Source organism: Brevundimonas sp., assembly GCF_041648115.1.
Lineage (GTDB): Bacteria > Pseudomonadota > Alphaproteobacteria > Caulobacterales > Caulobacteraceae > Brevundimonas.
In genome coordinates this window covers 80436-106845 of sequence record NZ_JBAZPR010000010.1, presented here as the reverse complement: position 1 = coordinate 106845, position 26410 = coordinate 80436, and the positions used below count along the sequence as shown (strand labels likewise).

The following is a 26410-nucleotide window of genomic DNA, read 5'->3' as shown; positions in this document are numbered from 1 at the left end:
GATATGCCACATGATGAGCCCCGCCGCCGACGACGCCCTGCGCGACGAAGTCCGACTGCTGGGTGGTCTTCTGGGCGACATCATCCGCGACGAAGGCGGCCAGGCCCTGTTCGATCACGTCGAGGCGGTGCGCCAGGCCTCCATCGCCTATCACCGCGACCCGGCCTCCCATCCCGCAAAACGTCTGGAGAAGCTGCTGACCGCCATGTCGGTGGATCAGGCGGCCGGGCTGGCGCACGGGTTCGCCCTGTTCTCGCTGCTGGCCAATATCGCCGAGGACCGCTCGACCCGCAGGCGGGCCCAGAGCCAGGCCGAGGCCGGCGCCCGGCCCGACACGCCCGAAGGCGCGCTGAAGCGGTTAGCCGATCAGGGCGTGGACTTTGAGGCCGTGCGCGCCCTGCTGGACCAGTCCCTGATTTCGCCCGTCCTGACCGCCCACCCGTCCGAGGTGCGCCGAAAGAGCGTGATCGACCGGATCGCCGCCATCACCGACCTGCTGGACGCCTGCGACAAGGCCGGCGACGCCTGCACGCTCGACGCCCTGAACGAGCCGCTGCGCCGCCAGATCGTCATCCTGTGGGCCACGCGTCTGGTCCGCACCCAGGGCCTGGTGGTGCAGGACGAGATCGACACCGTCGTCTCCTTCCTCGACCGCATCTTCCTGCACGTCGCCCCCAAGCAGCTGTCGGCCTGGCGGCGGCTGCTGGACGCACCGGACCTCAAGCCCTTCATGCGGGTCGGCACCTGGGTCGGCGGCGATCGCGACGGCAATCCGAACGTGGACGCCACGGTCATGACCGCCGCCTTCCGCACCCAGGCAAGGGCGGTGCTGACCTTCTATCTGGACGAGGTCCACGCCCTGGGCGCCGAACTCAGCCTGGCGGCAGAACTGGCCCAGGTGTCTCCCCAGCTTCAGGCCCTGGCCGACGCCGCCCACGACCCCTCGCCCCACCGCGCGGACGAGCCGTATCGCCGCGCCCTGACCGGCGTCTATGCCCGCCTCGCCGCCACGCACCAGAAGCTGGGCGACGCCCCTGCGCCGCGCCGTCCCGCCGTCGAGGCCCAGCCCTATCCCGGTCCCGACGCCTTCGAGGCCGACCTGAAGACCCTGCACGACAGCCTGGTCTCGCACCACGGCGGCGTCTTCGCCGACGACCGGCTCAGCGACCTGATCACGGCGGTCGAGGTGTTCGGCTTCCACATGGCGACCCTGGACATGCGCCAGAACGCCGACGTCCATGAACGTGTCGTCGCGGACCTGCTCAAGGTCGCCGGCGTCCAGTCCGACTATCTGGCGCTGGACGAGGAAGGGCGGTTGAAAGTCCTGGCCGAGGAATTGGCCTCGTCGCGCCTGCTGTTCAGCCCCTACGCCGAATACGAACCCGAGACCCTTAAAGAGCGCGCCATCCTTCAGGCGGCTGCGACCTCCCTCTCCGCCTTCGGACCCCAGGCCATCCGCACCCATATCGTGTCCAAGACTGACGCAGCCTCGGACCTGCTGGAAGTCTATCTGCTGCTCAAGGAGGTCGGTCTCTATAGCCCCGAAGACCCCGCCGCCTGCCCGATTCAGGCCGCCCCCCTGTTCGAGACCATCGAGGATCTGCGCGCTGCGCGTCCGACGCTGGAGCGGCTGCTTCAGGAACCGTCCGCCCTCGCCGTCGCCAAGGCGCGCGGGGTGCAGGAGGTGATGATCGGCTATTCAGATTCGAACAAGGACGGCTCCTACCTGACCTCGGGATGGGAGTTGCATGAGGCCTCGCGCGCCCTGGTCGAGGTGACGCAGACGCATGGCCTGAAGCTGCAACTGTTCCACGGGCGCGGCGGCACGGTCGGGCGCGGCGGCGGCTCGTCCTTCGCCGGCGTCCTGGCCCAGCCCGAAGGCACGGTTCAGGGCCGCATCCGCACCACCGAACAGGGCGAGGTCATCGCCAACAAATACGGCGAGCCCGAGATCGCGCTTCGCAATCTCGACGCCCTGACCTGCGGCGCCATGCTGGCCTCGCTGGGCAAGGGGACGGATCACGCCTTCACCGCCGAACACGGCGCCACCCTTTCGGACCTGTCGGCTCGCTCCATGGCCGCCTATCGCCAGCTGGTCTATGAGACCGACGGCTTCGTCGACTACTACCGCGCCGCCACCCCCATCGCCGAGATCGCCGACCTGAAGATCGGCTCTCGTCCGTCGTCGCGGACGGCCTCCACCCGGATCGAGGATCTGCGCGCCATTCCCTGGGTGTTCAGCTGGTCGCAGAGCCGGGTCATGCTGCCCGGCTGGTTCGGCTTCGGATCGGCCGTCCAGGGCCAGGACATGGACGAGCTGAAAGCGATGGCCGAGGCCTGGCCCTTCTTCAAGACCCTGGTCCAGAACATGGAGATGGTCATGGCCAAATCCGACATGACCATCGCCCGCCGCTACGCCACCCTGGTCCCCGACGCCTCTCTGGCGGCCCGCATCTATGGCGAGGTCCGCGAGGAGTGGCAGCGCACCCACGACGCCATCCTGGCCATCACCGGCCACGACAGGCTGCTGGGCGGCCAGCCCGAGCTGGACCGGCTGATCCGCCTGCGCATGCCCTATGTCGAGCCGCTGAACCACGTCCAGATCGAGCTGATCCGCCGCCGCCGCGCCGGCGACGACGATCCCCGCGTCCGCGAGGGCATCCTTCTGGCCATCAACGGCGTGGCGGCGGGGCTGAGGAACAGCGGGTGACGGCGCCGCGACCGTGACGACGATTTAATCCCATTGTCGCGGATCGGCGGCTGAACCCTCATCATCCTGTCGCACGACAAGACTATTGCGCCCTCGTCGCCACTTCGAGCGATAATTTTTCGCCTCAGGAGCTAAGTGATGAAGGTTCTCTCCCCCGTCCTCTTCGCCGCCGCCGTTCTGTCCGCCGCCGTCGTCGCCCCGGCCACGGCTCAGGACGCCCACATCCGTTATGGCGACCTGGACCTGTCCACGGCCGCCGGCGCCGCCGCCTTCGACACGCGCGTCGACGAGGCCGGCGTTCGCTTGTGCCGCGACATGCGTCGCACTGGCCGTCTGGCCGTCGATCAACGCCGCTGCCTCACCATAGTCCGCGAGGAAGCCCTGCGCGAACTGCCGCGCGCGCGTCAGACCGACTATGCGCGTTCGCCGCGCACCGGCCGTCAGATCGCCCAGGTCGTCGATCTGTTCGTGCTCAGCTGAAGCATGACGGCGAGGGGCGCCGGCGTCCCTCGCCGCCTACAGCCACTTCGTGCGTTTGAACGTCACGTACAAGGCCGCGCAGATGGCTGTAATGACGCCCAAAACCGCATAGTATCCGTAGTCCCAGCGCAGTTCGGGCATGTTCTCGAAGTTCATGCCGTAGATGCCGGCGATGGCTGTGGGCACGGCCAGGATGGCGGCCCAGGCGGCCAGTTTCCTGGTGATCAGCCCCTGGCGTTGCTGCTCCAGCAGATTGGCCACTTCGAACACCGACGACAGGATGTCGTTCAGCCCGCCCAGCCGGCTGTTCACCCGCCGCACATGGTCGCTCACGTCCCTGAAATAGTGCCTTACATCAGGGTCGATACAGGGCAGATCCAGCGACTGAAGACGCCCCAGAACTTCCTCCATCGGCCCGAGAATGCGCCGGAACTTCAGCAACTCACGGCGCAGGGTGAACAGGCGCCGGATCTCGACCCGCGACAGGAAGGCGTCGAGCGTCCGCTGCTCCATCTCCAGCACGCTGTCCTCTGCATCGTCCACGATGGGGGAATAGGCGTCGACGATGAAGTCCAGAATACCGTGCAGGACGAAATCCGGTCCCTTGTTGAGCTGTACCGGCGACGCCTCCAACTGCGCCCGCAGGAGATTGTGCGCCCGCGCCGAGCCGTGGCGGATGCTGACGACATGGTCGTCGCCGACGAAGACGTGGGTTTCGCCATAGGCGATCCGGTCATCGACCTTCGTGGCCGTTCGCGCCACGACGAACAGCTCATGGCCATAGACCTCGACCTTGGGCATCTGGTGGGCGACCAGCGCGTCCTCGACCGCCAGGGGATGCAGTTTGAACCGCTTCACCAGGATATCGATCTCGGCGTCCGTCGGATCATAAAGGCCGATCCAGACGAACTCGCCCGGTTCGAGCGCCAGCCCTTCAGGCGTCAGAGGCGCCTCGCGCACGCGCTGACCGTCGCGATAGACGTAGGAGGCGACGACGCTCATGAAATCTCCAGCAGGCCGATGCCCGCCCCTGACTTAGAGACTCAATGGCCGCAGTTGAAGCACCTGACGTGCGCGTGCGTTCATCCTGGCGTCGAACCTGACCGAAATGTCATGACGTCGAATTATAGAAGCGCCGCCTTTCCGCCTCGGAAGCTTCGCCGTTTCGATCCGATCCAGCGTCACCGTTCCCTGCCCCGGACGACAAGGGGCAGGAAAAATGGAACCAGGATCATGCTCAGGATTGCCTCTCTGACGACCGCCGCCTTCCTTGCCGCAGGCGCCGCCTACGCCGCCCCGATCGAAGCCCGCATCTCCTACGGCGACCTCGACCTGTCGAGCCGCGCCGGCGCGACAGCGTTCGACGCCCGCGTCCGCCAAGCCTCCGACCGCTTCTGCCGCAGCGTCCGCAACGTGGAACGACCCGCCTGCCGTAACGGCGTGCGGGAGGAAGCCCTGTCCCTCCTGCCCGAACGCGCCCGCACCGACTACGCGCGCGGTCGCGTCGCCTTTGAGGCCTGAAACGCAGGACGCCGCCGGACCGATCGTCCGGCGGCGTCCCATTTCATAAAGCCAAAGCCGCTTTCCGGGCCTCAAGTAGCCCGAAGGGCGGTAGGCCCTTAAGATACAGGGAAGCCCCGGACCTTCAGCAGTGCCGCCACGTCCGGGTCGCGACCGCGGAAGGCGCGGTAGGCTTCCGCGCGGTCGGTGGTGTTGCCCGGCGCCAGCATGATCGACTTGAAGCGACCGGCGATGTCCGGGTTGAAGACGTCGCCCGACTCTTCGAAATAGGCCCAGGTGTCGGCGTCCATCGTCTCGGACCACAGGTAGCTGTAGTAGCCCGCCGAGTAACCGTCCGACGTGAACAGGTGATTGAACTGCGGCAGGCGGTGCCGCATCACGATCTCCTTGGGCATGCCGATCCGCGCCAGGCTGGCCTTTTCGAACGCATCGATGTCGGTCGGCGGCACAGCTTGGGTGTGCAGGTCCATGTCGACGATGGCCGAGGACAGATAGCTGACCGTCGCATAGCCCTGATTGAAGGTGGCGGCGGCCTCGATCTTGTTGACCAGCGCCTGCGGCATGGCCGCACCCGTCTGATAATGCTTCAGATAGCCGTCCAGGATGGGACGGCTCAGCACCCAGTGCTCGTGAACCTGCGACGGATATTCCACGAAGTCGCGCGGCGTGTTGCCATACGACGGATAGGTCACGTTCGACGAGAAGTAGTGCAGGGTGTGGCCGAACTCGTGGAACAGGGTCTCGGCGTCGTCCAGCGAGATCAGGACGGGCTCGCCCGGCTCCGGCTTGGTGAAGTTGTTGTTGTTCGAACCCAGGATGATCTTGGATCCGTCCAGCGTCGAGAACGACCGATAGGTGGTCATCCAGGCGCCCGAACGCTTGCCCGGACGGGCGTAGTCGTCGGTGTAGTAGAGGCCGATCTGACGGCCCTTGGTCTTGTCATGGACCTCATAGACCTCGACGTCCGGCTCGAAGGTCGGGACCGTTCCCTTGGGCAGCTTCTTGAAGGTGAAGCCGTACAGGCGCTCGGCCATGGCGAAGGAGCCGGCGCGAACGGCGTTCAGTTCGAAGTAGGGCTTCAGCTCGTTCTGATCCAGGTCGTACTTGGCCTTGCGGACCTTCTCGGCGAAGTAGAGGTAGTCCCACGGCTCGATGTCCCCCCCTTCAAGGGCAGAGCCGGCGATCGCCTTCATGTCGGCGACCTCTTCGGCGACGCGGGCCTTGGCCGGCGCCCAGACGCGGTCCATCAGGGCCTGAGCGGCCGCAGGCGTCTTGGCCATGGTGTCCTGCATGCGCAGTTCGGCATGGTTGCGATAGCCCAGCAGCTTGGCGCGCTGGTCGCGCAGCTTGACGATCTCGGCAATGGTCGCGTTGGTGTCGTTGGCGTCGCCGTTGTCGCCGCGATTGACGAACTTCTTCCAGACCTGCTCGCGCAGACCCCGATCGTCGGCGAAGGTCAGGAAGGGATCGACCGCCGAACGCGTGTTCAGGATGGCCCAGCCCTGCAGGTTGCGGCTGCGCGCCGCGCCGGCCGCGGCGGCCTTGTTGGAGGCCGGCAGGCCCGCCAGACCGGCTTCGTTGGGGATCAGCGTCCAGGCGTTCTCGTCGGCGACGACCTTCTGGCCGAAGCGGGTGAAGGCGTTGGACAGGGCGGTGTTGATCCGGCCCAGCTCGGCCTTGCCGGCAGCGTCCAGATTGGCGCCCGAGCGGATGAACTCGTCGCGGCGACGCTCGGCCAGACGCTTCTGCTGGGCGCTCAGGCCCATGGCGTCTGCATTGTCCGCCACGGTCTTGACCCGCTGGAACAGCTGGTCGTTGAAGTTGATCTCGTCGAAGAAGGCCGACAGCTGGGGCGATAATTCGGTGTCCAGAGCGTCATAGGCCTCTCCGCCGATGTTGCCGGTCATGACGCTGTAGATGTTGTAGGCGCGGTCCAGAGGCTGGCCCCACAATTCCTGGGCGGCCATGGTGTTGGCGAACGTCGGGGGCTCGGGATTGTTCGCCACGGCGGCGACGTCGGCACGGGCCAGTTCCATCGCCTCCAGCATGGCGGCGCGCAGCTTGGCCGGGGTCACCTTGTCGAACGGCGGCACGCCGTCATAGGGGCCGGTCCAGACCTGCAGCAGCTCGGCGCGCGGCGTCTGGGTCGGCAGGACGGCGCGGGCGATGCGCGCCTCTTCGGCCAGGCTGGCGGCCGACGGCGCGGCGGCGGAACCGCCCGAGGCGGCGCCGGTCGAGGCGCAGGCGGACAGGGCCATCAGGCTGCCGCCCGCGATGAGAAGCTGGCGTCTATGCATGGAATGCTCCGAAAGAAGATCATGATTGCCCACACACTTAGGCGCACTGACCGGCCCCGTCACCTGATGCAGGCATAATCTTGTCGCCAAGCCGGTTGGATACGTCGTCGCACTGCTCTAAAGCGCGCCCATGGCTATTGGCGTTTTCGACTCCGGCGTGGGCGGCCTGACCGTCCACCGCGAACTGACCCGGCGGTTTCCACAACGGGACTTCGTCTATCTGGCCGACCAGGCCCACGCCCCCTATGGCGGACGCGGCGGCGAGGACATCGTCGAACTGACCAGGGCGGGCTGCGAGCGCCTGTTCGACGCCGGCGCCTCCGTCGTGGTCCTGGCCTGCAACACCGCCAGCGCCATCGCTCTTCGCCGCCTGCAACAGACCTGGCTGCCGGGTCTGCGCGAACGGCTGGGCCGCCCGGTCAACATCCTGGGCATCATCGTGCCGACAATCGAGGCCGCGACCGGAAAGCCCTGGAGCTTCGAGGCCGAGCGGCCGCAGGAGGGCGAGAAGGTCGCCTCCATCGACATCACAGGCGTTTTCTGCACCGCCGCCACGGCCATCAGCCGCGTCTATGAGATCGAGATCGACAAGCGGCGCGAGGACATCGCCGTCTTTTCCGAGCCCTGCCCCGGCCTGGCAGGCCTGATCGAGCTGGGCGCGCCGCCGGAGGAGTTGAAGGTCGTCATCGACGACCACGTCGACGCCCTGCGCCGCCGCATCGGCCGTCACCCGGACAAGGCCATCCTGGGCTGCACCCACTATGAGATCGTCGCCGAACTGTTCGCCCAGGCCCTGCCGGCGGGAACGGCGCTGATCGAACAGCCCAAGGCCGTCGCCGACGCGCTGGAGCGCTATTTCAAGGCGCATCCCGAATACGATCTGGGCGACAGCGGCCGCCGCGACTTCCTGACCACCGGCCAGGCCGGTCCGCAGTCGGAGATGGTGTCCCAGTTCTGGGGCGCGCCCCTGGCCTTCGCCCAGGCGTAGAGGGTCAGCAGCCCGGACAATCCGGCAACGGCTCGTTCTCCATCTGCAAGGTCGTGTGGCCGATGGCGTAGCGTTTCGCCACGGCCTGGGCCTCGCCGATCAGGGCCGCCGCATCCTCGCGGTCGTGAACCAGGTGCGCGGTCAGGGCCGTCTCGGTCGTGGACAGGCCCCAGACGTGCAGATCATGCACCGCCCGCACGCCCGGCAAGGCGACCAGCGCCTTTTCCAGCGCCGGCACGTCCACACCCGTCGGCGCGCCGTCCATGGCCAGGTTGACCGAATCCTTCAGCAGGCCCCAGGTCGACCACAGGATCACGACCACGATCGCCAGGCTGACCAGCGGATCGACCACCGACCAGCCGGTCATCATGATCAACCCGCCAGCCAGCACCACGCCCAGCGATACCCCGGCGTCGGCCATCATGTGCAGATAGGCGCCGCGCGCATTCAGGTCGTGCTGTGACTTCATGAACAGCAGCGCCGTGCCCAGGTTGATGACGAAGCCGATGCCCGCCACCGCCATGATGACGCCGGACCCGACCGGCGCCGGCTCGTTGAAGCGCCGCACGGCCTCGAAGGCGATGGCCCCGCAGGCGAAGATCAGCAGCAGGGCGTTGCCCAAGGCCGCCAGAACCGTCGCCTTGCCGAACCCATAGGTCCGCCGCCCGCCCGCCGCCCCATGCGCCCCGCGTCGCGCCAGCCAGGCCGCGCCACCCGCCATCGCCAGGCCCAGCACGTCCGACAGATTATGACCGGCGTCGGCCAGCAACGCCGTGGAATCCGCGATCAGGCCCGCGCCGAACTCGCACGCTACAAAGAGCAGATTGACGACCAGACCGACGGCGTAGCGCCAGTCGCCGGTATCCACGGGGCCGTGGTTGTGGCCGCCATGCCCGTGGCTGTGTCCGTGATGGCCGTGACTATGCCCGTGATCGGCGTGATCGTGGTCATGGTCGTGATCTGCGTGATCGTGCGCGGCGTTCATGGTTCGCCTATGCGCCTTTTGGCGAAACAGCCAAGCCGATATATGATAACGTGTTGAATGTTATTATGTAATGTCAGCCTTAGTGCTGATGCATGGCGACGACGAGGCCCAGCACGATCAGGGCCACGCCCAGCACCGCCCCCTCGTATCTCGCCCACCGTTCCAGCCGCAGGATCGAGGCGCCGGCGCTGGCCAGGGCCGTGAAGGTCGCCATGCCCGCGACAGTCCCGAGTGCGAACACCACCGTCAGCATCGCCAGGGCGCCGAGACCCGCCGAGGCCGAGGACAGATAGATGGGCAGCAGAACCTCGCCCGGCGACACCGCCATCATCACGACAAGACCGACGAAGGCCGCCTTGTCCGACACCGCCGGCTCCGGCGTCTCGACGGCCGGACCGCCCGCCATCGCGGGCCGTTTCAAGGTCGCGCGCGCCAGGTAGAAGGCGCCGAACAGGAACAGCAGCACCGCCGCCAGATGCGGCAGCACGCCTCCAATCCACTGATCCAGCACCAGGCCCGCCGCCACGATCAGACCGCCCACCACCGCCGTCGTGGCGATATGGGCCAGGCCCGCCGCCGTCACCGCCATCAGGATCTGCGACGGTCGCCAGCCTTGCGCCCGCCCGACCAGCGTGAAGGGCAGCCAGTGGGTCGGCAGGGCCGCATGCAGGAAGGCCGCAACGAAGCCGCCCCCCAGCAGGGAAAGCATGACGGACTGTTCGGGACCGGGGGACATGACCAGCCCTATAGCGTGTTACTTTATAACGGTCGAGAAGAATTCGTGGTCACAGCCAGTCGGCGAACGGCTCACGGTCCAGCATTTCCTCATAGGTCGGGCGCGGGCGGATCACGGCCCATTGGTCGCCATCCACCAGCACCTCGGGGACCAGGGGCCGGCTGTTGTATTCGCTGGCCATCACCGCGCCGTAAGCCCCTGCCCCGGTGAAGACGATCAGGTCCTCGGCCTCCAGCGGCGGTAGTTCGCGGTCACGCGCGAAGGTGTCGCCCGTCTCGCACACCGGCCCGACCACATCGTGGGGCAGGCGCTTGCCGCTGCGCGGATTGACCGCTTGGATGTCGTGGAAGGCGTCGTAGAGCGCCGGCCGCATCAGGTCGTTCATCGCCGCGTCCAGCACCAGGAAGCGCCGCCCGTCCGACCGCTCGTTGACCTGGATCACCTGGCTGAGCAGCACCCCGGCGTTGGCGGCCAGAAGCCGCCCCGGCTCGAACGCCGCCTCGACGTCCAGCCCGTTCAGAACCCGCGCCGCCATGGCGACATATTCGGCCGGCGACGGCGGTTCGGTCCCGCCGGAATAGGGCACGCCCAGCCCGCCGCCCAGATCCAGCCGCGTCACGGCATGACCCTGGGCCCGCAGGTCCCGCGTCATCTGCGCCAGCACCTTGAAGGCGGCCTCCAGCGGGGCCAGGTCGGTGATCTGGCTGCCGATATGGCAGGCCAGCCCCACCGGCGTGACGTGGGGCGAGGCCGAGGCGCGGGCGTACAGGTCCATCGCCTCCACGACCGGCACGCCGAACTTGTCGCCCTTGCCGCCCGTGGTGATCTTGGCATGGCCGCCGGCGCCCACGTTCGGATTGACCCGGATGGCGATGGCGGGCGACGTATCCATCATGGCGGCGATGGCGATCAACCGGTCCAGCTCGGCGCCGGATTCGACATTGATCTGGCGCACGCCGACGCTGATGGCGAAGGCCATTTCCACGTCGGTCTTGCCGACGCCGGAGAAGATGATCCGGTCGGCCGGCACGCCCGCCGCCAGCGCGCGGCGGATTTCGCCCTCGGACACGGTGTCGGCGCCGGACCCCAGTTTCGCCAGGGTCGCCAGCACCGACAGGTTGGAGTTGGCCTTGACCGCAAAGGCGATCAGGGCCTCGCCCAGGGCGTCGCGATGCGCATCGGCGGCGGCGCGCAACAGGCCGTAGTGCCGCTTCAGCGTCGCGGTCGAATAGACATAGGCCGGCGTGCCGACCTCGTCCGCGATCAGCTCCAGCGGCACGCCCTCGGCATACAGGGCGCCGTCCTTCAGGTCGAAATGGTGCAACGGTTACCGCGGGTCGTTCTGGGCGGCGCCGGCGCCGATCGGATTGGAAGGACCGCCATCGATAGGCACGCTGCTGGACGGACGGTTGATCGTCGCCGGCTCGGGCAGGTGAGGGGCGCGGCTGTCGCGCGGCGCACGTTCGGTCTGGCGCACCGGCGATTCCAGATCGGCCATGCGGCCGCAAGCCGAGGTCAGAAGGGCGAGCGCGCCCGCGAGGATCAGTGTCTTTTTCACAGGCGGCTTCTCCAGTCGGCGATACGCGCACGGACCTGTTCCGGCGCGGTTCCCCCGTAGCTTTGGCGGCTCTGGCACGAAGCCTCGGCGGTCAGCACCTTGTAAACCGCTTCGGTAATGCCCGGCTCCAATTTCTGCATTTCTTCCAGCGGCAGTTGCGACAGGTCCACGCCTAGCGCTTCCGCCTGTTTGACCGCCGCGCCCGTCACATGGTGCGCCTTGCGGAACGGCAGGTTCAGCTCGCGCACCAGCCAGTCGGCCAGGTCCGTCGCGGTCGAGAAGCCCGCGCCCGCTGCCTGGGCCATACGCTCGGTATTGGGCAGCAGCGCCGAGACCATCGCCGTCATGGCGACAAGGGCCAGGTCCAGGGCGTCGAAGGCCTCGAACACCGGCGGCTTGTCCTCCTGCATGTCCTTGGAATAGGCCAGCGGCAGGCCCTTCATCACCGTGGACAGGGCGACCAGCGAGCCCATGATCCGGCCCGTCTTGGCCCGCACCAGTTCGGCGGCGTCAGGATTGCGCTTCTGCGGCATGATCGACGAGCCGGTCGTCAGGTCGTCGGGCAAGGAGGCGAAGCCGAACATCGGCGTCATCCAAATCACGATCTCCTCGGCCAGACGCGACAGATGCCCCGCCGTGATCGAGGCCGCGGCCAGGCTCTCCAAAGCAAAGTCACGGTCAGACACGGCGTCCAGCGAGTTCGCCATCGGCCGGTCGAAGCCCAGTTCCGCCGCCGTCATCTGACGATCGATGGGGAAGGGCGAACCAGCGAGCGCGGCGGCGCCCAGCGGGCTTTCGTTCATCCTGACGCGCGCGTCGGCGAAACGACCGGCGTCACGGCCGAACATCTCGACATAGGCCATCAGGTGATGACCCAAGGTCACGGGCTGGGCGGTCTGCAGATGGGTGAAACCGGGCATCAGGTCGCCCGCATGCTGTTCGGCGCGCGCCAGCAGGGCGGCCTGCAACGCCTTCAACTGGGCGACCGAGCGGTCGCAGGCGTCGCGCACCCACAGACGGAAATCGACGGCGACCTGATCGTTGCGGCTGCGCGCCGTGTGCAGACGGCCGGACGGCTCGCCGATCAGTTCGTTGAGGCGCGCCTCCACATTCATGTGGATGTCCTCGAACTGGTCGCGGAACGGGAAGGTCCCGGCCTCGATCTCGGATTCGATGGCGTCCAGCCCGCCCAGGATGGCCACGGCGTCGGCCTGCTGGATGATGCCCTGCTTGGCCAGCATCCGGCAGTGGGCGCGCGACCCCGCCAGATCCTGGCGCCACAGACGCTGATCCACGCCGATGGAGACGTTGATCGCCTGCATGATTTCGGCCGGGCGCGACGAAAAGCGTCCGCCCCACATGTCTTGACCCGCGGGCTTCACCGGCGCAGTCGAACCGCCGGATGGCTTGGCGTCGGAAGAGGTGGATTCAGTCATGAGCGGCTCTAGGAAGGCGGTCTGGGCGGTCGTGGGCGCGGTCGTGGTCGTCAGCACCATCGCCGGCGCCGGCGGTATGGCGATGTCGCTATACGCCAATCATCGCCAGAAGGCGCAAGTCGAACAGGCCGCAACCGCCGCCGCAACGCCAAAAAGCGACCTTGCGCGCTTCGCCGTCGGTCCTCTGGCGGCGCTTTCGACCCCAATTGAGACCAAGACGGCGCCCGAATACGCCTTCCGCGACCGAACCGGCACGGCCGTCCGCTTCTCGGCCTTCGAAGGCAAGGTGGTGGTCGTGAACCTGTGGGCCATGTGGTGCGCGCCGTGCAAGGCGGAGATGCCGACGCTTCAGGCTCTGGCCAAGGCCTATGAGGCGAACGAGGATCTGGTGGTCCTGCCGATCAACGTCGACGCGACGCCGGAAGCCGCAGCCGAGGCAAGACGATTCCTCGACGACCACGTCCCCCTGCCTTTCTACAGCGACATCCGCTTCCAGCTGCCGTTCGAGTTTCCCGGCAAGGGCGCCATGCCGCAAACGATCATCCTGGATCGCCAGGGCCGCATCCGCGCCACGATGGCGGGCGAGGCGGACTGGTCCAGCCAGCAGGCCCGCGCCCTGATCGATGCGGTGCTGGCGGAAGAACCCAAGTCGGAGTGACCCCTCCCGCCTGATCGGATTTAGTTCTTTGCCGGCACGCGTTCGTCCGTGGCGGGATTGATCGCGCCTGGCTTGCCCTCGGCGGCGGCATGGGCCTGTTCGCCTTCCAGCTTGTCAGCGACCTTGCCGGCGCCGCTCTCGACGGCCTGGGCCGCCTTCATCGCCCCGCCCTCGATCACTTCGCCGGCCTGAGACGCGACATTGGCGGTCTTGTCTGCGGCGGCCTCGGCATGGGCCTCGGTCTTGTTCTGCTCGGCCTGGGTGCAGGCGGCGGTGCCCAGGGTCAAGGCGGCGACGGCCGCCATCAGGACTTTGGTTCGGATCGTCATGGCGGATCTCCAGTCAAGGTTAAGGTCTCGACAGACAACGCAACACAACGGTGCAGGTTGCAACCGGCAAGCCCACGAGATCGCGCCCGCACTCGGAGGTGGATTGCCAAGCAGACCCAGACGTGAGAGCCTTCCTGATCAGGGAGATAGCCATGTTTTCAACGCCTCTCATTTTAGCAGCCGCACTTGCAGCGCAGGCGTCAGCTCAAACATCACCTGCTACGGCAGCGCCTTCACCCCAGGTCGGCGCAACGGAACAGCAGCCGGCGCCGTCCCGCGCACGTCGTATCTGCGAGCAACGCGCCCCAACGGGACGCAGGCTGGAGCAAAGGATTTGCTACACGCCCGAACAATATGCCGCTCTCGCTGAAGCCAAGCGAAAACAGGCGGAAGAACTCGCCGGCGGCAGCCGTATTCAGAATGACCGAGGGATCGTCGGCATCCCTGCTGGTCCCCTCTAGGCCCCGCTGGCGATGCCCGCTTTCAAGGGGTGGTGACTGGAGGCGGGATCGAACCGCCGACCTGTGGGTTATGAATCCACCGCTCTAACCATCTGAGCTACCCAGTCCCGGGCCTAGGCGAGGCCGAAGGCCAGCGCGAAAGAGGCGTGCCTATATCGCCGTCGGGCGCGGGGTTCAAGTCGTCTCTGCGCAGATCGTGCGGCGATAGGGCGCAAGACGACGCAGGGTCGGAACGGTAACGCTGGCGTCGTCGTTCCAGAACGAACCTTCTGACCGGAGTCTCCATGCGCCTGATCGTCGCAGCCGCCTCGACGTCCCTGCTCGTTCTCGCCGCCGCCTGTGGCGCGAACGGCGAAAGCACGAAAGTCCCGCCCCAGGCCGGCGCGCCGCTGGAGACCCAGCCGGCCAACAACCCCGATCAGCAACCGGCCTTCGCCGGCCAGACGCGCGCGCCGAGCGTGAAGACCGAACAGGCGATGCGCCATACGGTCGTCGCCTCCGGCCTGGTTCATCCCTGGGGCCTTGCCGCCCTGCCTGACGGCCGCTGGCTGGTTACGGAAAAGCCCGGTCGCCTGCGCATCATCACCGCCCAGGGCCAGATCAGCGAGCCGGTCGCGGGTTTGCCCACCGTTGACGCCCGCGGTCAGGGCGGCCTGCTGGACGTGATCGTCAGCCCCGGCTTCGCCCAGGATCGCATGATCTACTGGAGCTATTCCGAGCCTCGCCCAGACACAGGAAACGGGGGCGGCAACGCCACCTCCGTCGCCCGCGCGCGCCTGTCGGACGACGGATCGCGGGTGGAAAACGTCCAGGTCATTTTCCGCGCCCTGCCCATCTATGACGGCGACAAGCATTTCGGCTCGTCCCTGGCCTTCGCATCCGACGGCAAGCTGTTCATCACCCTGGGCGAACGCTCCGACAAACCGATGCGGCCCCAGGCCCAGGATCTGGGCTCGCACATGGGCAAGACCATCCGCATCAACGCCGACGGCACGGTCCCGCAGGATAACCCCTTCGTCGGCCGCGCCGGCGCCCTGCCCGAGATCTGGAGCCTGGGCCATCGCAACGTCCAGGGGATCGCCGTCCAGCCCGGCACGGGCGCGGTCTGGACCATCGAACACGGCACGCGCGGCGGCGACGAGGTCAATATCGACAAGCCGGCCCTGAACTACGGCTGGCCCGACGCGGCTTACGGCGTCGAATACGCCGGCGGTCAGATCAACACCGGCGCGACCCATGCGCCGGGCACTGAACAGCCCGTCTATTACTGGGATCCGGTGATCGCGCCGGGCGGCGCGACCTTCTATCAGGGCGCCATGTTCCCCGGCTGGGACGGAAACCTGCTGGTCGCGGGCCTGAAGGAGAAGCACATCGCCCGTCTGGTGATCCAGAACGACCGCGTGGTTGGCGAGGAACGACTGCTGACCGACCTGGGCGAACGCATCCGCGACGTGGCGGTCGGCGCCGACGGCGCGGTTTGGGCCATCACCGACGAGGAGAACGGCAAGCTGGTCAGGCTGGCGACGACGCAGTAACCTGCGGACGCCGGGGGGCTAATGAGGGAGCGCATCGACGCTCCAGGGAGCACCGAGCCATGCGTATCCTCATTCTCTCCGCCGTGATCAGCCTGCCTTTGCTGGCGGCCTGCAGCACGATGGGCGGCGTCAGCAGCTATCAGAAGGACATGGACGCGCTGGAGGCTGAATGCACCCGCAGCCAGGGCATCCTGACGCCGACCGGCCTGCAGACTGGCCGGCCCCAGACGGAATACGCCTGCAAGATAACCGGCGGCGCGACCCGTATTCCGCCGCGCTGAATGAACATGAGCGGGCCGAGCGTCGCGCCGGTCCGCTCGCTAGCGGCGTCGACACTCATCTTAACCGGAAAAACACCGGCCCCATGGCGCGGCATCACGCGGCTTATTACTTGACGTTGACGTAAACGTAGGGTTCTTGGCGGGCACGCTTAGATCCGTCCTTCCCCTAAAATCGCGAGCCGCCGTGCGGCGAGCGTAGGGGACCAAACTGGAGACGCACTCCCATGGCTGACGCCTACATCTACGACGCCGTCCGCACGCCGCGCGGCAAGGGCAAGAAGGACGGCTCGCTGCACGAGATCACCGGCCTCAGCCTGGCGACCCAGGTTCTGGAGGCTCTGCGCGACCGCAATGATCTGGACACGTCCAAGGTCGACGACGTCATCCTGGGCTGCGTCACCCCTGTGGGCGAACTCGGCGCCGACATCGCCCGTACGGCGGTGCTTTCGGCCGGCTGGTCGCAATATACGGCGGGCGTTCAGGTCAACCGCTTCTGCGCCTCGGGCCTGGAAGCCGTGAACATGGCCACAGCCAAGGTGAAGTCCGGCGAGGCCGATTTCGCCGTCGGCGGCGGCGTCGAGGTCATGAGCCGGGTGCCCATGGGTTCGGACATGGGCGCCTGGCCCACCGACCCGTCGTCGGCCTTCCCGACCTATTTCGTGCCGCAGGGCGTGTCGGCGGACATGATCGCCACCAAATACGGCTTCAGCCGCGACGACGTGGACGCCTATTCGGTCGAAAGCCACAAGCGCGCCGCCAAGGCCTGGGCCGAGGGCCGCTTCAAGAACTCGGTCCTGGCGGTCAAGGACCAGCTGGGCCTGACCATCCTGGACCACGACGAGACCATTCGTCCGAACACGGACATGCAGGCCCTTGGCGGCCTGAACCCCTCCTTCGCCATGATGGGCGAACTGGCCTTCGACAGCGTGATCAACCAACGCTACCCCGAGGTCGAGCGCGTCAATCACGTCCACACCCCCGGCAACTCGTCCGGCATCGTCGACGGTTCGGCCGGCGTGCTGATCGGCTCGCTGGAAGCCGGCCAGGCCCTGGGCCTTAAGCCGCGCGCCAAGATCCTGGGCGGCGCCTCGATCGGCTCGGAGCCGTCGATCATGCTGACCGGCCCGGAATATGTGACCCGCAAACTGCTGGGCAAGCTGGGCATGACGCCCGACGACATCGACGTGTGGGAGCTGAACGAGGCCTTCGCCGCCGTCGTCCTGCGCTACATGCAGGCCCTGAACATCGACCACGCCAAGATGAATGTGAACGGCGGCGGCATCTCGATGGGCCACCCCCTGGGTGCCACCGGCGCCATGATCACCGGCATCGCCCTGGACGAGCTGGAACGCTCGAACAAGTCGACCGCCCTGATCACCCTGTGCATCGGCGGCGGCATGGGCACCGCCACCGTCATCGAACGCGTCTGAGGATCACACCCATGGAAAACTTCAAGATCGACGTCGACGCCGACGGCATCGCCCTGATCACCTTCGACGTGCCGGGCCGTTCGATGAACACCCTGACCTCTTCGGTGATGAAGGAAATCCCCGAGCTGGTCGAACGCATCAAGACCGACGACGCCATCAAGGGCGCGGTCATCACCTCGGGCAAGGCGTCGGGCTTCTGCGCCGGCGCGGACCTGGGCGACATGGCCGGCGGCGTGCTGTCGGGCGGCGGTGATTTGCAGAAGGCCTTCGACGCCGGCTGGAAGCTGAACGGCGCCTTCCGTGCGCTGGAAACCTCGGGCAAGCCGATCGCGGCCGCGATCAACGGCCTGGCCCTGGGCGGCGGGCTGGAGTTCACCCTGGCGGCCCACTATCGCGTGGTCGAGAACGACAACAAGATCCAGTTGGGCCTGCCCGAGATCAAGGTCGGACTGTTCCCCGGCGGCGGCGGCACCCAGCGCCTGACGCGCCTGGTCGGCGTCCAGAACGCCATGATGGCCATGAGCGAAGGCAAGTCCTTCCGCCCCAACGACGCCAAGGGCGCCGGCATCGTTCATGAAGTGGTCGAGAAGGGCCAATCGGTCGAGGCCGCCAAGACCTGGATCAAGAATGGCGGCAAGGCCGTCCAGCCGTGGGACGAAAAGTCCTTCAAACTGCCCGGCGGCGGCCCCTATCACCCGGCCGGCATCCAGAACTTCATGGTCGGCAACGCCATGCTGCGCAAACAGTCCTACGGCAACTATCCGGCCGTGGTGAACCTGATGAAGGCCGTCTACGAAGGCGCCCAGGTGCCGATGGACGCGGCCCTGCGCATCGAGACCCGCTACTTCATCAAGACCCTGATGACGTCGCAGGCCCAGGCCATGATCCGTTCGCTGTTCCTGTCCAAGCAGGAACTGGACAAGGGCGCCGTGCGTCCGGCGGGCATTCCGAAGTCGGACCCGCGCAAGGTTACCGTCATCGGCGCCGGCATGATGGGCGCGGGCATCGCCTATGTGCAGGCCCTGGCCGGCATCGAGACCATCCTGATCGACCAGACTCAGGAAGCCGCCGACAAGGGCAAGGCCCATGTCGAGGAACTGCTGAAGAAGCGCCTGTCGCGTGGTCAGCTGACGCAGGAGAAGTATGACGCCCTGCTGGGTTCGGTCACCGCGACGACCGATTATGACCTGATCAAGGGCTCGGACATGGTCGTCGAGGCCGTGTTCGAAAGCCGCGAGATCAAGGCCGACGTGACCAAACGCGCCGAAGCGCAACTGGCCGAGGGCGCCGTGTTCGGCTCCAACACCTCGACCCTGCCGATCAGCGGCCTGGCCGAAGCCTCGGTTCGACCCGAGGACTTCATCGGCATCCACTTCTTCTCGCCCGTCGACAAGATGATGCTGGTCGAGATCATCCTGGGCGAGAAGACGGGTCAGGCCGCCATCGCCAAGGCGCTGGATTACGTCCTGAAGATCAAGAAGACCCCGATCGTCGTCAACGACAGCCGCGGCTTCTACACCTCGCGCTGCTTCTCCACCTTCCTGATGGAAGGCATGGCGATGCTGGAGGAAGGCTACGGCCCGGCCCTGATCGACAATGTCGGTCGCATGACCGGCATGCCGCGCGGCCCGCTGGAGATGCACGACGACGTCGCCCTGGACCTGTCCTACAAGATCGCCAAACAGACACGGGCCGACCTGGGCGACAAGTATGTCGCCAACGAGGGCGAGCAGATCGTCGCCACCATGGTCGAGGGTGGACGGTTCGGCCGCAAGAACGGCAAGGGCTTCTACGACTATGACCAGAAGCCCAAGACCCTGTGGGCGGGTCTCGCCGAGCTCGCGCCGACCACCAAGGGCATCGACAGGCCCGAAGAGGCGACCGCCTTCGCCCAGATCGACGAGCTTAAAACGCGCCTGCTGTATCGCCAGGCCGTCGAGGTCGCCCGCTGCTGGGAAGAAGGCGTCATCGACGACCCCCGCGAAGCCGACCTGGGCGCCATCCTGGGCTGGGGCTTCGCGCCCTGGACCGGCGGCCCGATCAGCATGATCGACGGCATCGGCTTGGCGAAATTCGTCGAGACCGCAGACCGCTTGGCCGCTGCGTACGGCGACCGATTCAAGGTGCCGCAACTAATGCGCGACATGGCCGCCAAGAACGAGACCTTCTACGGCAAATTCGCCCCGGAGAAGGCCGCCGCCTGATCGGCTGCAGACATCGTCGAGTCACGGAACGGGCGGCCTTCGGGTCGCCCGTTTTCGTTTGAAAGGCTTCTTTCTAGCCGCTGTAAGCCAGGATCACGCGTTTCTCAGCCGGAGCCACGAGGACGACGCTCCCCCCTCGCCCGTGGGCGTAAAACGCGTTGTCAGATCTAAGGATTGCATTGACCCTGGACACGGTTTTCGGATCGAGTTTGCAACGGAAATCACTGCGATCCAGGAAGGCCCCGATGCCGGGCTCACGGCCGCAGCTATGCTCCCCATGTCCAGACCACAATGGAACGATCGGGGTCCGCTTCCAATCCCAGTAGGTTCGACGCTCACGCGCCTTCCGCTGGGATATATTCACCAGCGCCGGGCTTTCAGAAGCGTCAGACAGATAGCCTAATCCTCCGTTTTCGATCTTTGAAAGCGAAGCGTTGTCCAATCGATATATGATCAGTCCGACCTCGTCGGCGCCCGGTCCAAAGCCCCATGCGGCTTGTTTGCGATATTCGATCCATCTTGCCTCGACGCCATGAGGCAAAAGGCTTTGAGACCAAACATACTGGTAGGCCTGCCAACCCACGAAAGGCGCGCAACCAAAGAGAGCGAGCAACGCCAGACACCCAAAACGCTTTCGCATGGTCACTCGTTATCCCGCAGCAGTGTTCCAACACAATTGCACGCCAAGACAAAAAAGACCCGCCCGACACGAGGTCGAGCGGGTCGCTCCGCCGCCCTTCGCGGGGTCGGTGGCGGGTCGCTAGGGGCGACGGAGTGGGGGTGAGAAGGCCGCGCCGCCGCCGAAGCGAACCGGAAAGGTCCGCCCCGGCCGCCCAGCCTCTTGTCTTGGCGTCAGCCTTCGAGATCCTGACCTTCGTCCGGCTCGGGCGTGCCCAGCAGTTCGTCAGCGATCTTGTTGGTCGAGGCCCGCACCGCCTTCTCGATCGAGACGGCGATGTCGGGGTTTTGCTTCAGGAACTCGCGCACATTCTCGCGGCCTTGACCGATCCGGGTCGAGTCATAGCTGAACCAGCTGCCCGACTTCTCGATGATCCCGGCCTTGACGCCCAGGTCGATGACTTCGCCCAGCTTGGAGATGCCCTCGCCATACATGATGTCGAAAATGACCTCACGGAATGGCGGGGCGACCTTGTTCTTGACCACCTTGACCCGGGTGGTGTTGCCGACCACCTCGTCGCGGTTCTTGATCGCGCCGGTGCGGCGGATGTCCAGACGCACCGAGGCGTAGAACTTCAGCGCATTGCCGCCCGTCGTCGTCTCGGGCGAGCCATACATGACGCCGATCTTGTGACGGATCTGGTTGATGAACAGGACGATGCAGTTCGACTTGGAAATCGACGCCGTCAGCTTGCGCAGCGCCTGGCTCATCAGACGCGCCTGAAGGCCCGGCAGGCTGTCGCCCATCTCGCCCTCGATCTCGGCGCGCGGCGTCAGCGCAGCAACCGAGTCGATCACCACGATGTCCACCGCGCCCGAACGCACTAGGGTGTCGACGATCTCAAGCGCCTGTTCGCCGGTGTCCGGCTGCGATACCAGCAAATCATCCAGATTGACGCCCAGCTTCTGGGCATATCCGGGATCGAGCGCGTGTTCGGCATCGACGAAGGCGGCGACGCCGCCGGCCTTCTGGACCTCGGCCACCGTATGCAGGGCCAGGGTCGTCTTGCCCGAGGACTCAGGCCCGAACACCTCGATCACCCGACCGCGCGGCAAACCGCCGATGCCGAGCGCCATGTCCAGACCCAGCGATCCGGTGGAGACCGAGGGGATCACATCCGCGACCCCGCCCTTGCCCAGTTTCATCACCGAACCCTTGCCGAAGGCGCGATCGATCTGCGCGATCGCCGCCTCCAGGGCGCGTTGCTTGTCGCCGTCGTCCTTGCCCACCAACTTGAGTGCTGCCTGTGAAGCCATTGCCTTCGTCTCCCTTGCCATGATTCCCGTCATTAAGCTTGGGAGAGACCCGCCTGGACCCGCCCCCGTTTCGTGAGGACGACTATGTGCATGGTTTGTTCTGGTTCACAAGATGTTCTCATTGATCAAAACGAGAACATCGAAAAAGAACGACCGTTTCTGACGTAGGCCGGTCCGGTCAGGCGATGGCTCCAGCAGCCAATGCCATGCCGCATCCGGCGATCAGACATACGGCCACGAGCACGCTTAGCACCTTCATCCCACCTGCCGACGTCGGCGCCAGCGGCCGGGCCGTCATGACCATAAGCAAGGCGATCAGGCCCAGGGCGCCAGGCAGGTCCATGCCCACGCCCAGGAAGACGCCGTGCGCCTGAACCAGCAGCCAGCCGCCGACGACGACGGTCGCGACGACGGCGGGCGCCAGGGCGGTCCAGCGCACCAGCCGTGCGCCGATCAGCGCGGCCGAGGCTGCGGCCAGGGCGGCGGCGAGGCCGGTCCAGATGAACAGGAAGGCCGCCTCGGGCGCAAAGGCCTGAACCACAGCCCCCACGATCAGCACCAGGACGATCAGGCCCAGCCAGCCTCCCCAAGGCGTCTCGTCGGCGCCCGCAGGCCACAGCGTCATCAGGACGGCCACGACCGCCGCGCCGATCACCACAGGGTTCAGACCACCGACCGCCAGGGCCAGAACGGCGCACATGGCGATGACGATCGCCACGACGCGCCGCCCGACCGCCGCCCGCCCCGCCGTCAGGATCAGACTCGCCGCCAGGATGGTCAGCCCGACCCCGACCTCCATCCACGGCAGGCGGCGCAGCAGAGTGTAGTAGGTCTCGGCCGACTCTATTCGGCTCCCGACCGGGCCGGCCAGAACCCGCGCGGTCTGGGCCACGACCAGTCCGGTCGCGACCAGCCAGAGCCCCCCACCCGCCCCCTTGACCACCGACAGGCCGGTCAGGCCCGTGGCATGCCTCGCACCCCAGGCCGCGAACCCCGTGAACAGAGCCGCGAGACCCAGCAGCGCCCATCCAACCTGGGGCGGATGACGCAGCACGACCAGACCGAAGATGTCGGCGTATACGGTGTTCTGGGTCGCCTCGGGCAGGGTCGGGGCGCGAAGTAACCCGTCCGCCGCCTCCAGCGCCTGCGAACCGATGTGCTGCAACGCGCCCTGGTCCAGGGTGTCCGGCGTCGAGCTGGGCGAATGATATTGGGCCGGGCGGCCGATGAAGGCGAAGTTCAATCCGGGCAGACCGCGATCGGCGGCGATGGTGAAGTCGGTCCCGTTGGGCATCAGCCGATAGACGAAGATGGCCAGCGCATTGCTGGACACCCCGCCGGTCGCATCGCCGGCATGGCGGGCGAACCGGGCGATGGTCTGGGCGTTGCCGGGGCCGGTCTCGAACATCGTGGCCTGGCCGCCGCCGCCCCGCGCCTCCAGATTGATCACGAACCCGACCCGGTCGCGCAGCGGATGCTCGCTGAAGAAGGCGCGGGCGCCGTCCAGATTCAGCTCCTCCGCATCGGTCAGCAGGACGATCAGGGTCCGGTCCGCCGGTCCCCGCGTCTTGACGGCCTGGACCGCCTCCAGGATCGCCGCCACGCCCGAAGCGTCATCGGCGGCGCCAGGCGAGCCGGGCACGCTGTCGTAATGGGCCATCACCATAACGGCGGGCAGGACGGGATCGCGGCCCGGCAGCACGCCGACCAGATTGACGGCTGACAGGCCCGCCGCGCTTTTTCCCTCCGCTTCGATGCGTGCGACGGCGGCCGGCGACAGAGCACCGACCTGACGCGTCGGATTCAGGCCAAGCGCCGTCATCCGGCCCATCAGATAGGTCTGGACCAGGGCATGTTCGGCCGATCCGACCGGGTGGGGCGCACGCGCGATCCGGCGGACATCGATCATGGCGCGAACGGCCGAAAACTGGGTTGTCGGCGACTGTGCAGGTACGGGCGACGGCGTCTGGCTGGTCAGGACGGCCAGGCCCAGCGCGGCGGCGAGAGAGAGGAAAAGCAAGGCCAGCCGCACGATCACCTCCTGTGAGAACCGCAGTCAGCCTCGAACCGCCTCGTTTCGCAAGTGCGGCCCAAAGGCCTCACCGCCGGACGATGTTGCGCGCCGTCACATTGCCCGTGGCGCCGTCGCCGTCGTCGATGCTGGATCCAAACGGCCATCCCCGGTCGTCGCCGCAATAGCGCCGGCCGCCCTCGCGAGAGCCGATCACCACCGCGCGCGGACGCAGCCAGCCGGCGCCGGTGAAGACATTGTCCGTAATCTGATTATAGGACGGCGTCTGGTGCCGAATCACCCCGTCCTCGCCGCAGTTGCGGTACAGAAACACCCCGCCCCTGCCGCCCAGCGCCAGCCGGTTGCCGACGATGCGGTTGGCGCCCGATCCGTCCACGGCGATCTGCTCGCGCCCGGTGCGGATGTCGAAATCATTGTCCTGGATCAGGGCGCCCGCGCTCTCGGCGTCCAGATAGACGGCGGCGGAAGTCGAACGGCCCACAAAGGTCGAACGCATCACTGTCGTCCGCGTCACGCCCGGCCCGACATAGAGGGGAATGGTCCCCACGCCCTCGAACCGCACCCGGTCCAGCATGACGCGGATCGGCGCCGCCGACTGGGCCGCCTGCGTATGGCCCGCGGTGCGCGACGAGGCCAGAAGGTCGCGCATCGACCCGCCCGCCCCCATGCCCCAGATCCGCACATTGCCGACGACAGTGCAGTTGCGCACTGTGACATCGACCGGCCGCAACCACTGGCCTCCCTCCTGCCGGGACCAGACGGCGACAGTCGGCGCAGCAGTCGTCGCCTGGCCCGGCGCGCGGACGGCGCCCCCGCCACAGTCGAGCGACGCGCCCGACGCCTCGCCCCCCTCGATCAGGACGCGACGGCGAACGTCGACGCCCGACAGTTCGGCCCGACACAACAGGCGATAGGGCTGGTCCGACGGCGTCGTCAGGTCGCGGATTTCCTGCGCCGTGCAGGGCCGTTCGGCGGGCGCCGCCTGAAAAGCCAGGGCGGCCAGGGCGAGCCATAGCGCCATGTCAGGGCAGGACGGTCGCCAGGGCCGCGCGTTCGGCCGCGCAGCCGGGGTTGGTCAGGCCGCTGCGACGCGCGGCCCCCAGTTCCGCTCGCGCCGCCGCCACATCCGCCTGGAAGGCCGGCGTCTGCACGGCCTCGACCGCGACGGCCCGGCCGATCTCTTCGCCCACAGACACATCGGTCGGATAATGCATGGCGCAGACCAGCCGGCTGACGCCGATCTGATGACCGATCCGCCGAACAGCCTCGGCCCGATCCGGCTCCAGCGCGGCGAAGGCCTCGCCATAGGCCGCACCGACGGCGGCGCTGCCGGAGGGATAGGAGGCGCTGTTTCGCGCGACCTCGTTCACGACCTGACAGGCGCGCCGGTTGGGATCGTCGCCGATGGGCCGAGGCCGCGCCGCTCGCGCCTTGACCCGTTCCGCCACGCTGTTCGCATCATGGAAGACCCGCGCCATCAGGCGATCCAGCGCCGGTGTTTCTGCGGACCCGAGCCGCACGCCCAGGGCGCAGTCGAAATGTTGCAGGGCCAGGGGCGGACGCAGTTCCGCATGGGAGGTCGCCAGCAGCCAGCGATCACTGTCTTCCAGCGCGACATAGCGCGCCGACGCCGCCTTGTCCGCCAGATCCTGGGCCGACCCGACCGTCGGGGGCGGCGGAACAGCCTCGGCTAGCCGCGACATTAAGCCCGGCGCCAAAAAACCTTCTGTCGGCGTCGTCACGACTGGTTTCGGGGCGCCGGCGCAGCCGACGACCAGCAATATCGCCGTCGCCGCGCCCAGGGCGGCGACCGACCTCACTGGCCTGCGCTCCAGCCCAACTGGACCGAAGTCTCGCCCGCATCCGTCGGCGCCGCCACGACCTGCAGCGACGGCCCGTTCGCCTGATCGCCCGCCGCGCCATAGGCCCGCGCCTCGCCCTGGTTCATGCCGGTGACGGAGCGCAGGCCCGCAGCTTCCGCCCGCTCGCGATAGAAGGCCACGACCTGATCGGGCGAGGCGTCGGTGGTGAAGGTCACCAGACCGCCTGCGCCGCCGGCCAGCAGCGGCTGTCCATCGATCTGAGAGTTTGGATAAATCGCAGCGAAAGCCGGCGCGCCGTCCATCGCAGGCGCGGCCGCAACAGGCGCGTCGTCTGAGGGTGCAACACGATCCGGCGTCGGCGCCTCCGCGACCGCCGCAGGCGCGCCCGCATCTGGCGCCTGTTTCGCGTCGGCCGGCTTGGCCGTGCGGTCGCATCCGGCGATACAGAACAGAACCACGGCGGCGGCTGCCGCCCAACGAAGCGTCATCGAAAGATCGTCCCTGGACCTATTTGGTCGAAGCGCCACCGTGGCGCATGCGTGCGGCGGCAGCAAGGCGCCGTCGTCAGTCGACGCGCGCGCCTTCCGCCGGATCACCGCCGGAACCATCGAAACGACGCCCCGATCCCTCGACGGCGTCTGGGTCTGCGTCTGACGGCGAATCCGGGTCGGCCGACTCGCGTCCCTCTTCCGCCAAGGTCTCGTTGATCTCGCGCGAATCGGGATCGTCGTCGGATCCCGAGGCCGATCCGCCACGTAGCGATCCGGCGCGCGTGTCAGACCCCGAATCGCTGCCGTCCAGGGCGTCGATCAGCGTGTCCGCCTTGTGGCCCAGATCGGGCTTCTCGCCCATGTCGGCGGCCTCGCGCGCATCGTCGCACTCGCGGTCGGGCTTGGCAGCATCAATGTCCGTCATGGCGCAGGTCTCCTTAGTGAGGATTTGAGTCTTAAAGCGCCCGACCCGGTTGCGGTTCCGCACCCCGCGCCCTTGAACCCCGGCGCACAGCCCCGA

Annotated in this window: 24 protein-coding genes and 1 tRNA gene; 9 read left to right on the top strand and 16 right to left on the bottom strand. The window is 67.1% G+C overall.

What is annotated here, in order from left to right; translation table 11 throughout:
• The first annotated feature begins 10 nt into the window (after positions 1-10).
• Positions 11-2710, top strand: coding sequence for a phosphoenolpyruvate carboxylase (gene ppc, locus WC597_RS10720; RefSeq protein WP_372693301.1), 2700 nt, complete (start codon positions 11-13; stop codon positions 2708-2710).
• 138 nt (positions 2711-2848) lie between these two features.
• The gene (locus WC597_RS10715) at positions 2849-3190 is read left to right on the top strand and encodes a UrcA family protein (protein WP_372693300.1); all 342 of its coding nucleotides are present in this window, start codon (positions 2849-2851) and stop codon (positions 3188-3190) included.
• A gap of 36 nt (positions 3191-3226) precedes the next feature.
• Here the strand turns inward: WC597_RS10715 and WC597_RS10710 are convergent, their stop codons facing one another.
• Positions 3227-4192 (bottom strand): magnesium and cobalt transport protein CorA, encoded by a 966-nt coding sequence (locus tag WC597_RS10710; protein WP_372693299.1) that lies wholly within the window; start codon positions 4190-4192, stop codon positions 3227-3229.
• Between the two features lie 231 nt (positions 4193-4423).
• Between WC597_RS10710 and WC597_RS10705 the strand changes: the two genes are divergently transcribed.
• Complete coding sequence (locus WC597_RS10705; protein ID WP_372693298.1) at positions 4424-4711, top strand: UrcA family protein; 288 nt, start codon at positions 4424-4426, stop codon at positions 4709-4711.
• A 98-nt stretch (positions 4712-4809) separates the two neighbouring features.
• Here the strand turns inward: WC597_RS10705 and WC597_RS10700 are convergent, their stop codons facing one another.
• Positions 4810-7008 (bottom strand): M3 family metallopeptidase, encoded by a 2199-nt coding sequence (locus WC597_RS10700; RefSeq protein ID WP_372693297.1) that lies wholly within the window; start codon positions 7006-7008, stop codon positions 4810-4812.
• A 130-nt stretch (positions 7009-7138) separates the two neighbouring features.
• On the opposite strand from WC597_RS10700, the gene WC597_RS10695 reads away from it, so the two are divergent.
• Positions 7139-7996 carry a glutamate racemase gene (locus WC597_RS10695; RefSeq protein ID WP_372693296.1) on the top strand — a complete coding sequence of 286 codons (858 nt, stop codon included), beginning with the start codon at positions 7139-7141 and terminating at the stop codon, positions 7994-7996.
• Between the two features lie 4 nt (positions 7997-8000).
• On the opposite strand, the gene WC597_RS10690 is transcribed toward WC597_RS10695, so the two are convergent.
• The 5 genes from WC597_RS10690 to argH all read right to left on the bottom strand — a co-directional run bounded on the left by WC597_RS10690 (position 8001) and on the right by argH (position 12711).
• Positions 8001-8981, bottom strand: coding sequence for a cation diffusion facilitator family transporter (locus WC597_RS10690; protein ID WP_372693295.1), 981 nt, complete (start codon positions 8979-8981; stop codon positions 8001-8003).
• 79 nt (positions 8982-9060) lie between these two features.
• Positions 9061-9717, bottom strand: coding sequence for a hypothetical protein (locus WC597_RS10685; protein ID WP_372693294.1), 657 nt, complete (start codon positions 9715-9717; stop codon positions 9061-9063).
• A gap of 49 nt (positions 9718-9766) precedes the next feature.
• Entirely contained in the window at positions 9767-11041 is a 1275-nt protein-coding gene (lysA, locus tag WC597_RS10680; RefSeq protein ID WP_372693293.1) for a diaminopimelate decarboxylase, read from the bottom strand.
• Between the two features lie 3 nt (positions 11042-11044).
• Entirely contained in the window at positions 11045-11275 is a 231-nt protein-coding gene (locus WC597_RS10675; protein WP_159848353.1) for a hypothetical protein, read from the bottom strand.
• Positions 11272-12711: an argininosuccinate lyase gene (gene argH, locus WC597_RS10670; protein ID WP_372693292.1), complete on the bottom strand. Its 1440-nt coding sequence runs from the start codon at positions 12709-12711 to the stop codon at positions 11272-11274. The genes WC597_RS10675 and argH overlap by 4 nt, the downstream gene beginning before the upstream one ends.
• Between argH and WC597_RS10665 the strand changes: the two genes are divergently transcribed.
• A complete protein-coding gene (locus tag WC597_RS10665) occupies positions 12710-13369 on the top strand; it encodes a TlpA family protein disulfide reductase (protein ID WP_372693291.1) in 660 nt (219 codons plus the stop codon). The two genes, argH and WC597_RS10665, sit on opposite strands and share 2 nt — an antisense overlap.
• 20 nt (positions 13370-13389) lie before the next feature.
• Here WC597_RS10665 and WC597_RS10660 read toward each other — a convergent pair whose 3' ends face one another.
• Together WC597_RS10660 and WC597_RS10655 are read right to left on the bottom strand one after the other, a co-directional pair.
• Complete coding sequence (locus WC597_RS10660) at positions 13390-13698, bottom strand: hypothetical protein (RefSeq protein ID WP_372693290.1); 309 nt, start codon at positions 13696-13698, stop codon at positions 13390-13392.
• 491 nt (positions 13699-14189) lie between these two features.
• Positions 14190-14266, bottom strand: a tRNA-Met gene (locus WC597_RS10655).
• A gap of 177 nt (positions 14267-14443) precedes the next feature.
• Between WC597_RS10655 and WC597_RS10650 the strand changes: the two genes are divergently transcribed.
• From WC597_RS10650 to WC597_RS10635, 4 genes are all read left to right on the top strand, one after another.
• Positions 14444-15694 (top strand): PQQ-dependent sugar dehydrogenase, encoded by a 1251-nt coding sequence (locus WC597_RS10650; protein WP_372693289.1) that lies wholly within the window; start codon positions 14444-14446, stop codon positions 15692-15694.
• A 59-nt stretch (positions 15695-15753) separates the two neighbouring features.
• Positions 15754-15975, top strand: a complete 222-nt coding sequence (locus WC597_RS10645; RefSeq protein ID WP_372693288.1) for a hypothetical protein — start codon at positions 15754-15756, stop codon at positions 15973-15975.
• Positions 15976-16199: 224 nt separating this feature from the next.
• Positions 16200-17405 carry an acetyl-CoA C-acetyltransferase gene (locus WC597_RS10640; protein WP_372693287.1) on the top strand — a complete coding sequence of 402 codons (1206 nt, stop codon included), beginning with the start codon at positions 16200-16202 and terminating at the stop codon, positions 17403-17405.
• Between the two features lie 11 nt (positions 17406-17416).
• Positions 17417-19609 (top strand): 3-hydroxyacyl-CoA dehydrogenase NAD-binding domain-containing protein, encoded by a 2193-nt coding sequence (locus WC597_RS10635; RefSeq protein ID WP_372693286.1) that lies wholly within the window; start codon positions 17417-17419, stop codon positions 19607-19609.
• A 73-nt stretch (positions 19610-19682) separates the two neighbouring features.
• On the opposite strand, the gene WC597_RS10630 is transcribed toward WC597_RS10635, so the two are convergent.
• From WC597_RS10630 to WC597_RS10600, 7 genes are all read right to left on the bottom strand, one after another.
• Positions 19683-20255 (bottom strand): hypothetical protein, encoded by a 573-nt coding sequence (locus tag WC597_RS10630; RefSeq protein ID WP_372693285.1) that lies wholly within the window; start codon positions 20253-20255, stop codon positions 19683-19685.
• Positions 20256-20461: 206 nt separating this feature from the next.
• Positions 20462-21544: a recombinase RecA gene (recA, locus tag WC597_RS10625; RefSeq protein ID WP_372693284.1), complete on the bottom strand. Its 1083-nt coding sequence runs from the start codon at positions 21542-21544 to the stop codon at positions 20462-20464.
• A 178-nt stretch (positions 21545-21722) separates the two neighbouring features.
• Positions 21723-23576, bottom strand: a complete 1854-nt coding sequence (locus tag WC597_RS10620; protein ID WP_372693283.1) for a M20/M25/M40 family metallo-hydrolase — start codon at positions 23574-23576, stop codon at positions 21723-21725.
• Between the two features lie 67 nt (positions 23577-23643).
• On the bottom strand, positions 23644-24597 hold the full coding sequence (locus WC597_RS10615; RefSeq protein ID WP_372693282.1) for a right-handed parallel beta-helix repeat-containing protein: 954 nt from the start codon (positions 24595-24597) through the stop codon (positions 23644-23646).
• A gap of 1 nt (position 24598) precedes the next feature.
• A complete protein-coding gene (locus tag WC597_RS10610; protein WP_372693281.1) occupies positions 24599-25396 on the bottom strand; it encodes a PA-phosphatase in 798 nt (265 codons plus the stop codon).
• Positions 25393-25887 (bottom strand): hypothetical protein, encoded by a 495-nt coding sequence (locus tag WC597_RS10605; protein ID WP_372693280.1) that lies wholly within the window; start codon positions 25885-25887, stop codon positions 25393-25395. Before WC597_RS10605 ends, WC597_RS10610 begins: the two co-directional genes overlap by 4 nt.
• A 76-nt stretch (positions 25888-25963) precedes the next feature.
• Positions 25964-26314 (bottom strand): ribonuclease, encoded by a 351-nt coding sequence (locus WC597_RS10600; RefSeq protein ID WP_372693279.1) that lies wholly within the window; start codon positions 26312-26314, stop codon positions 25964-25966.
• Positions 26315-26410 lie beyond the last annotated feature (96 nt).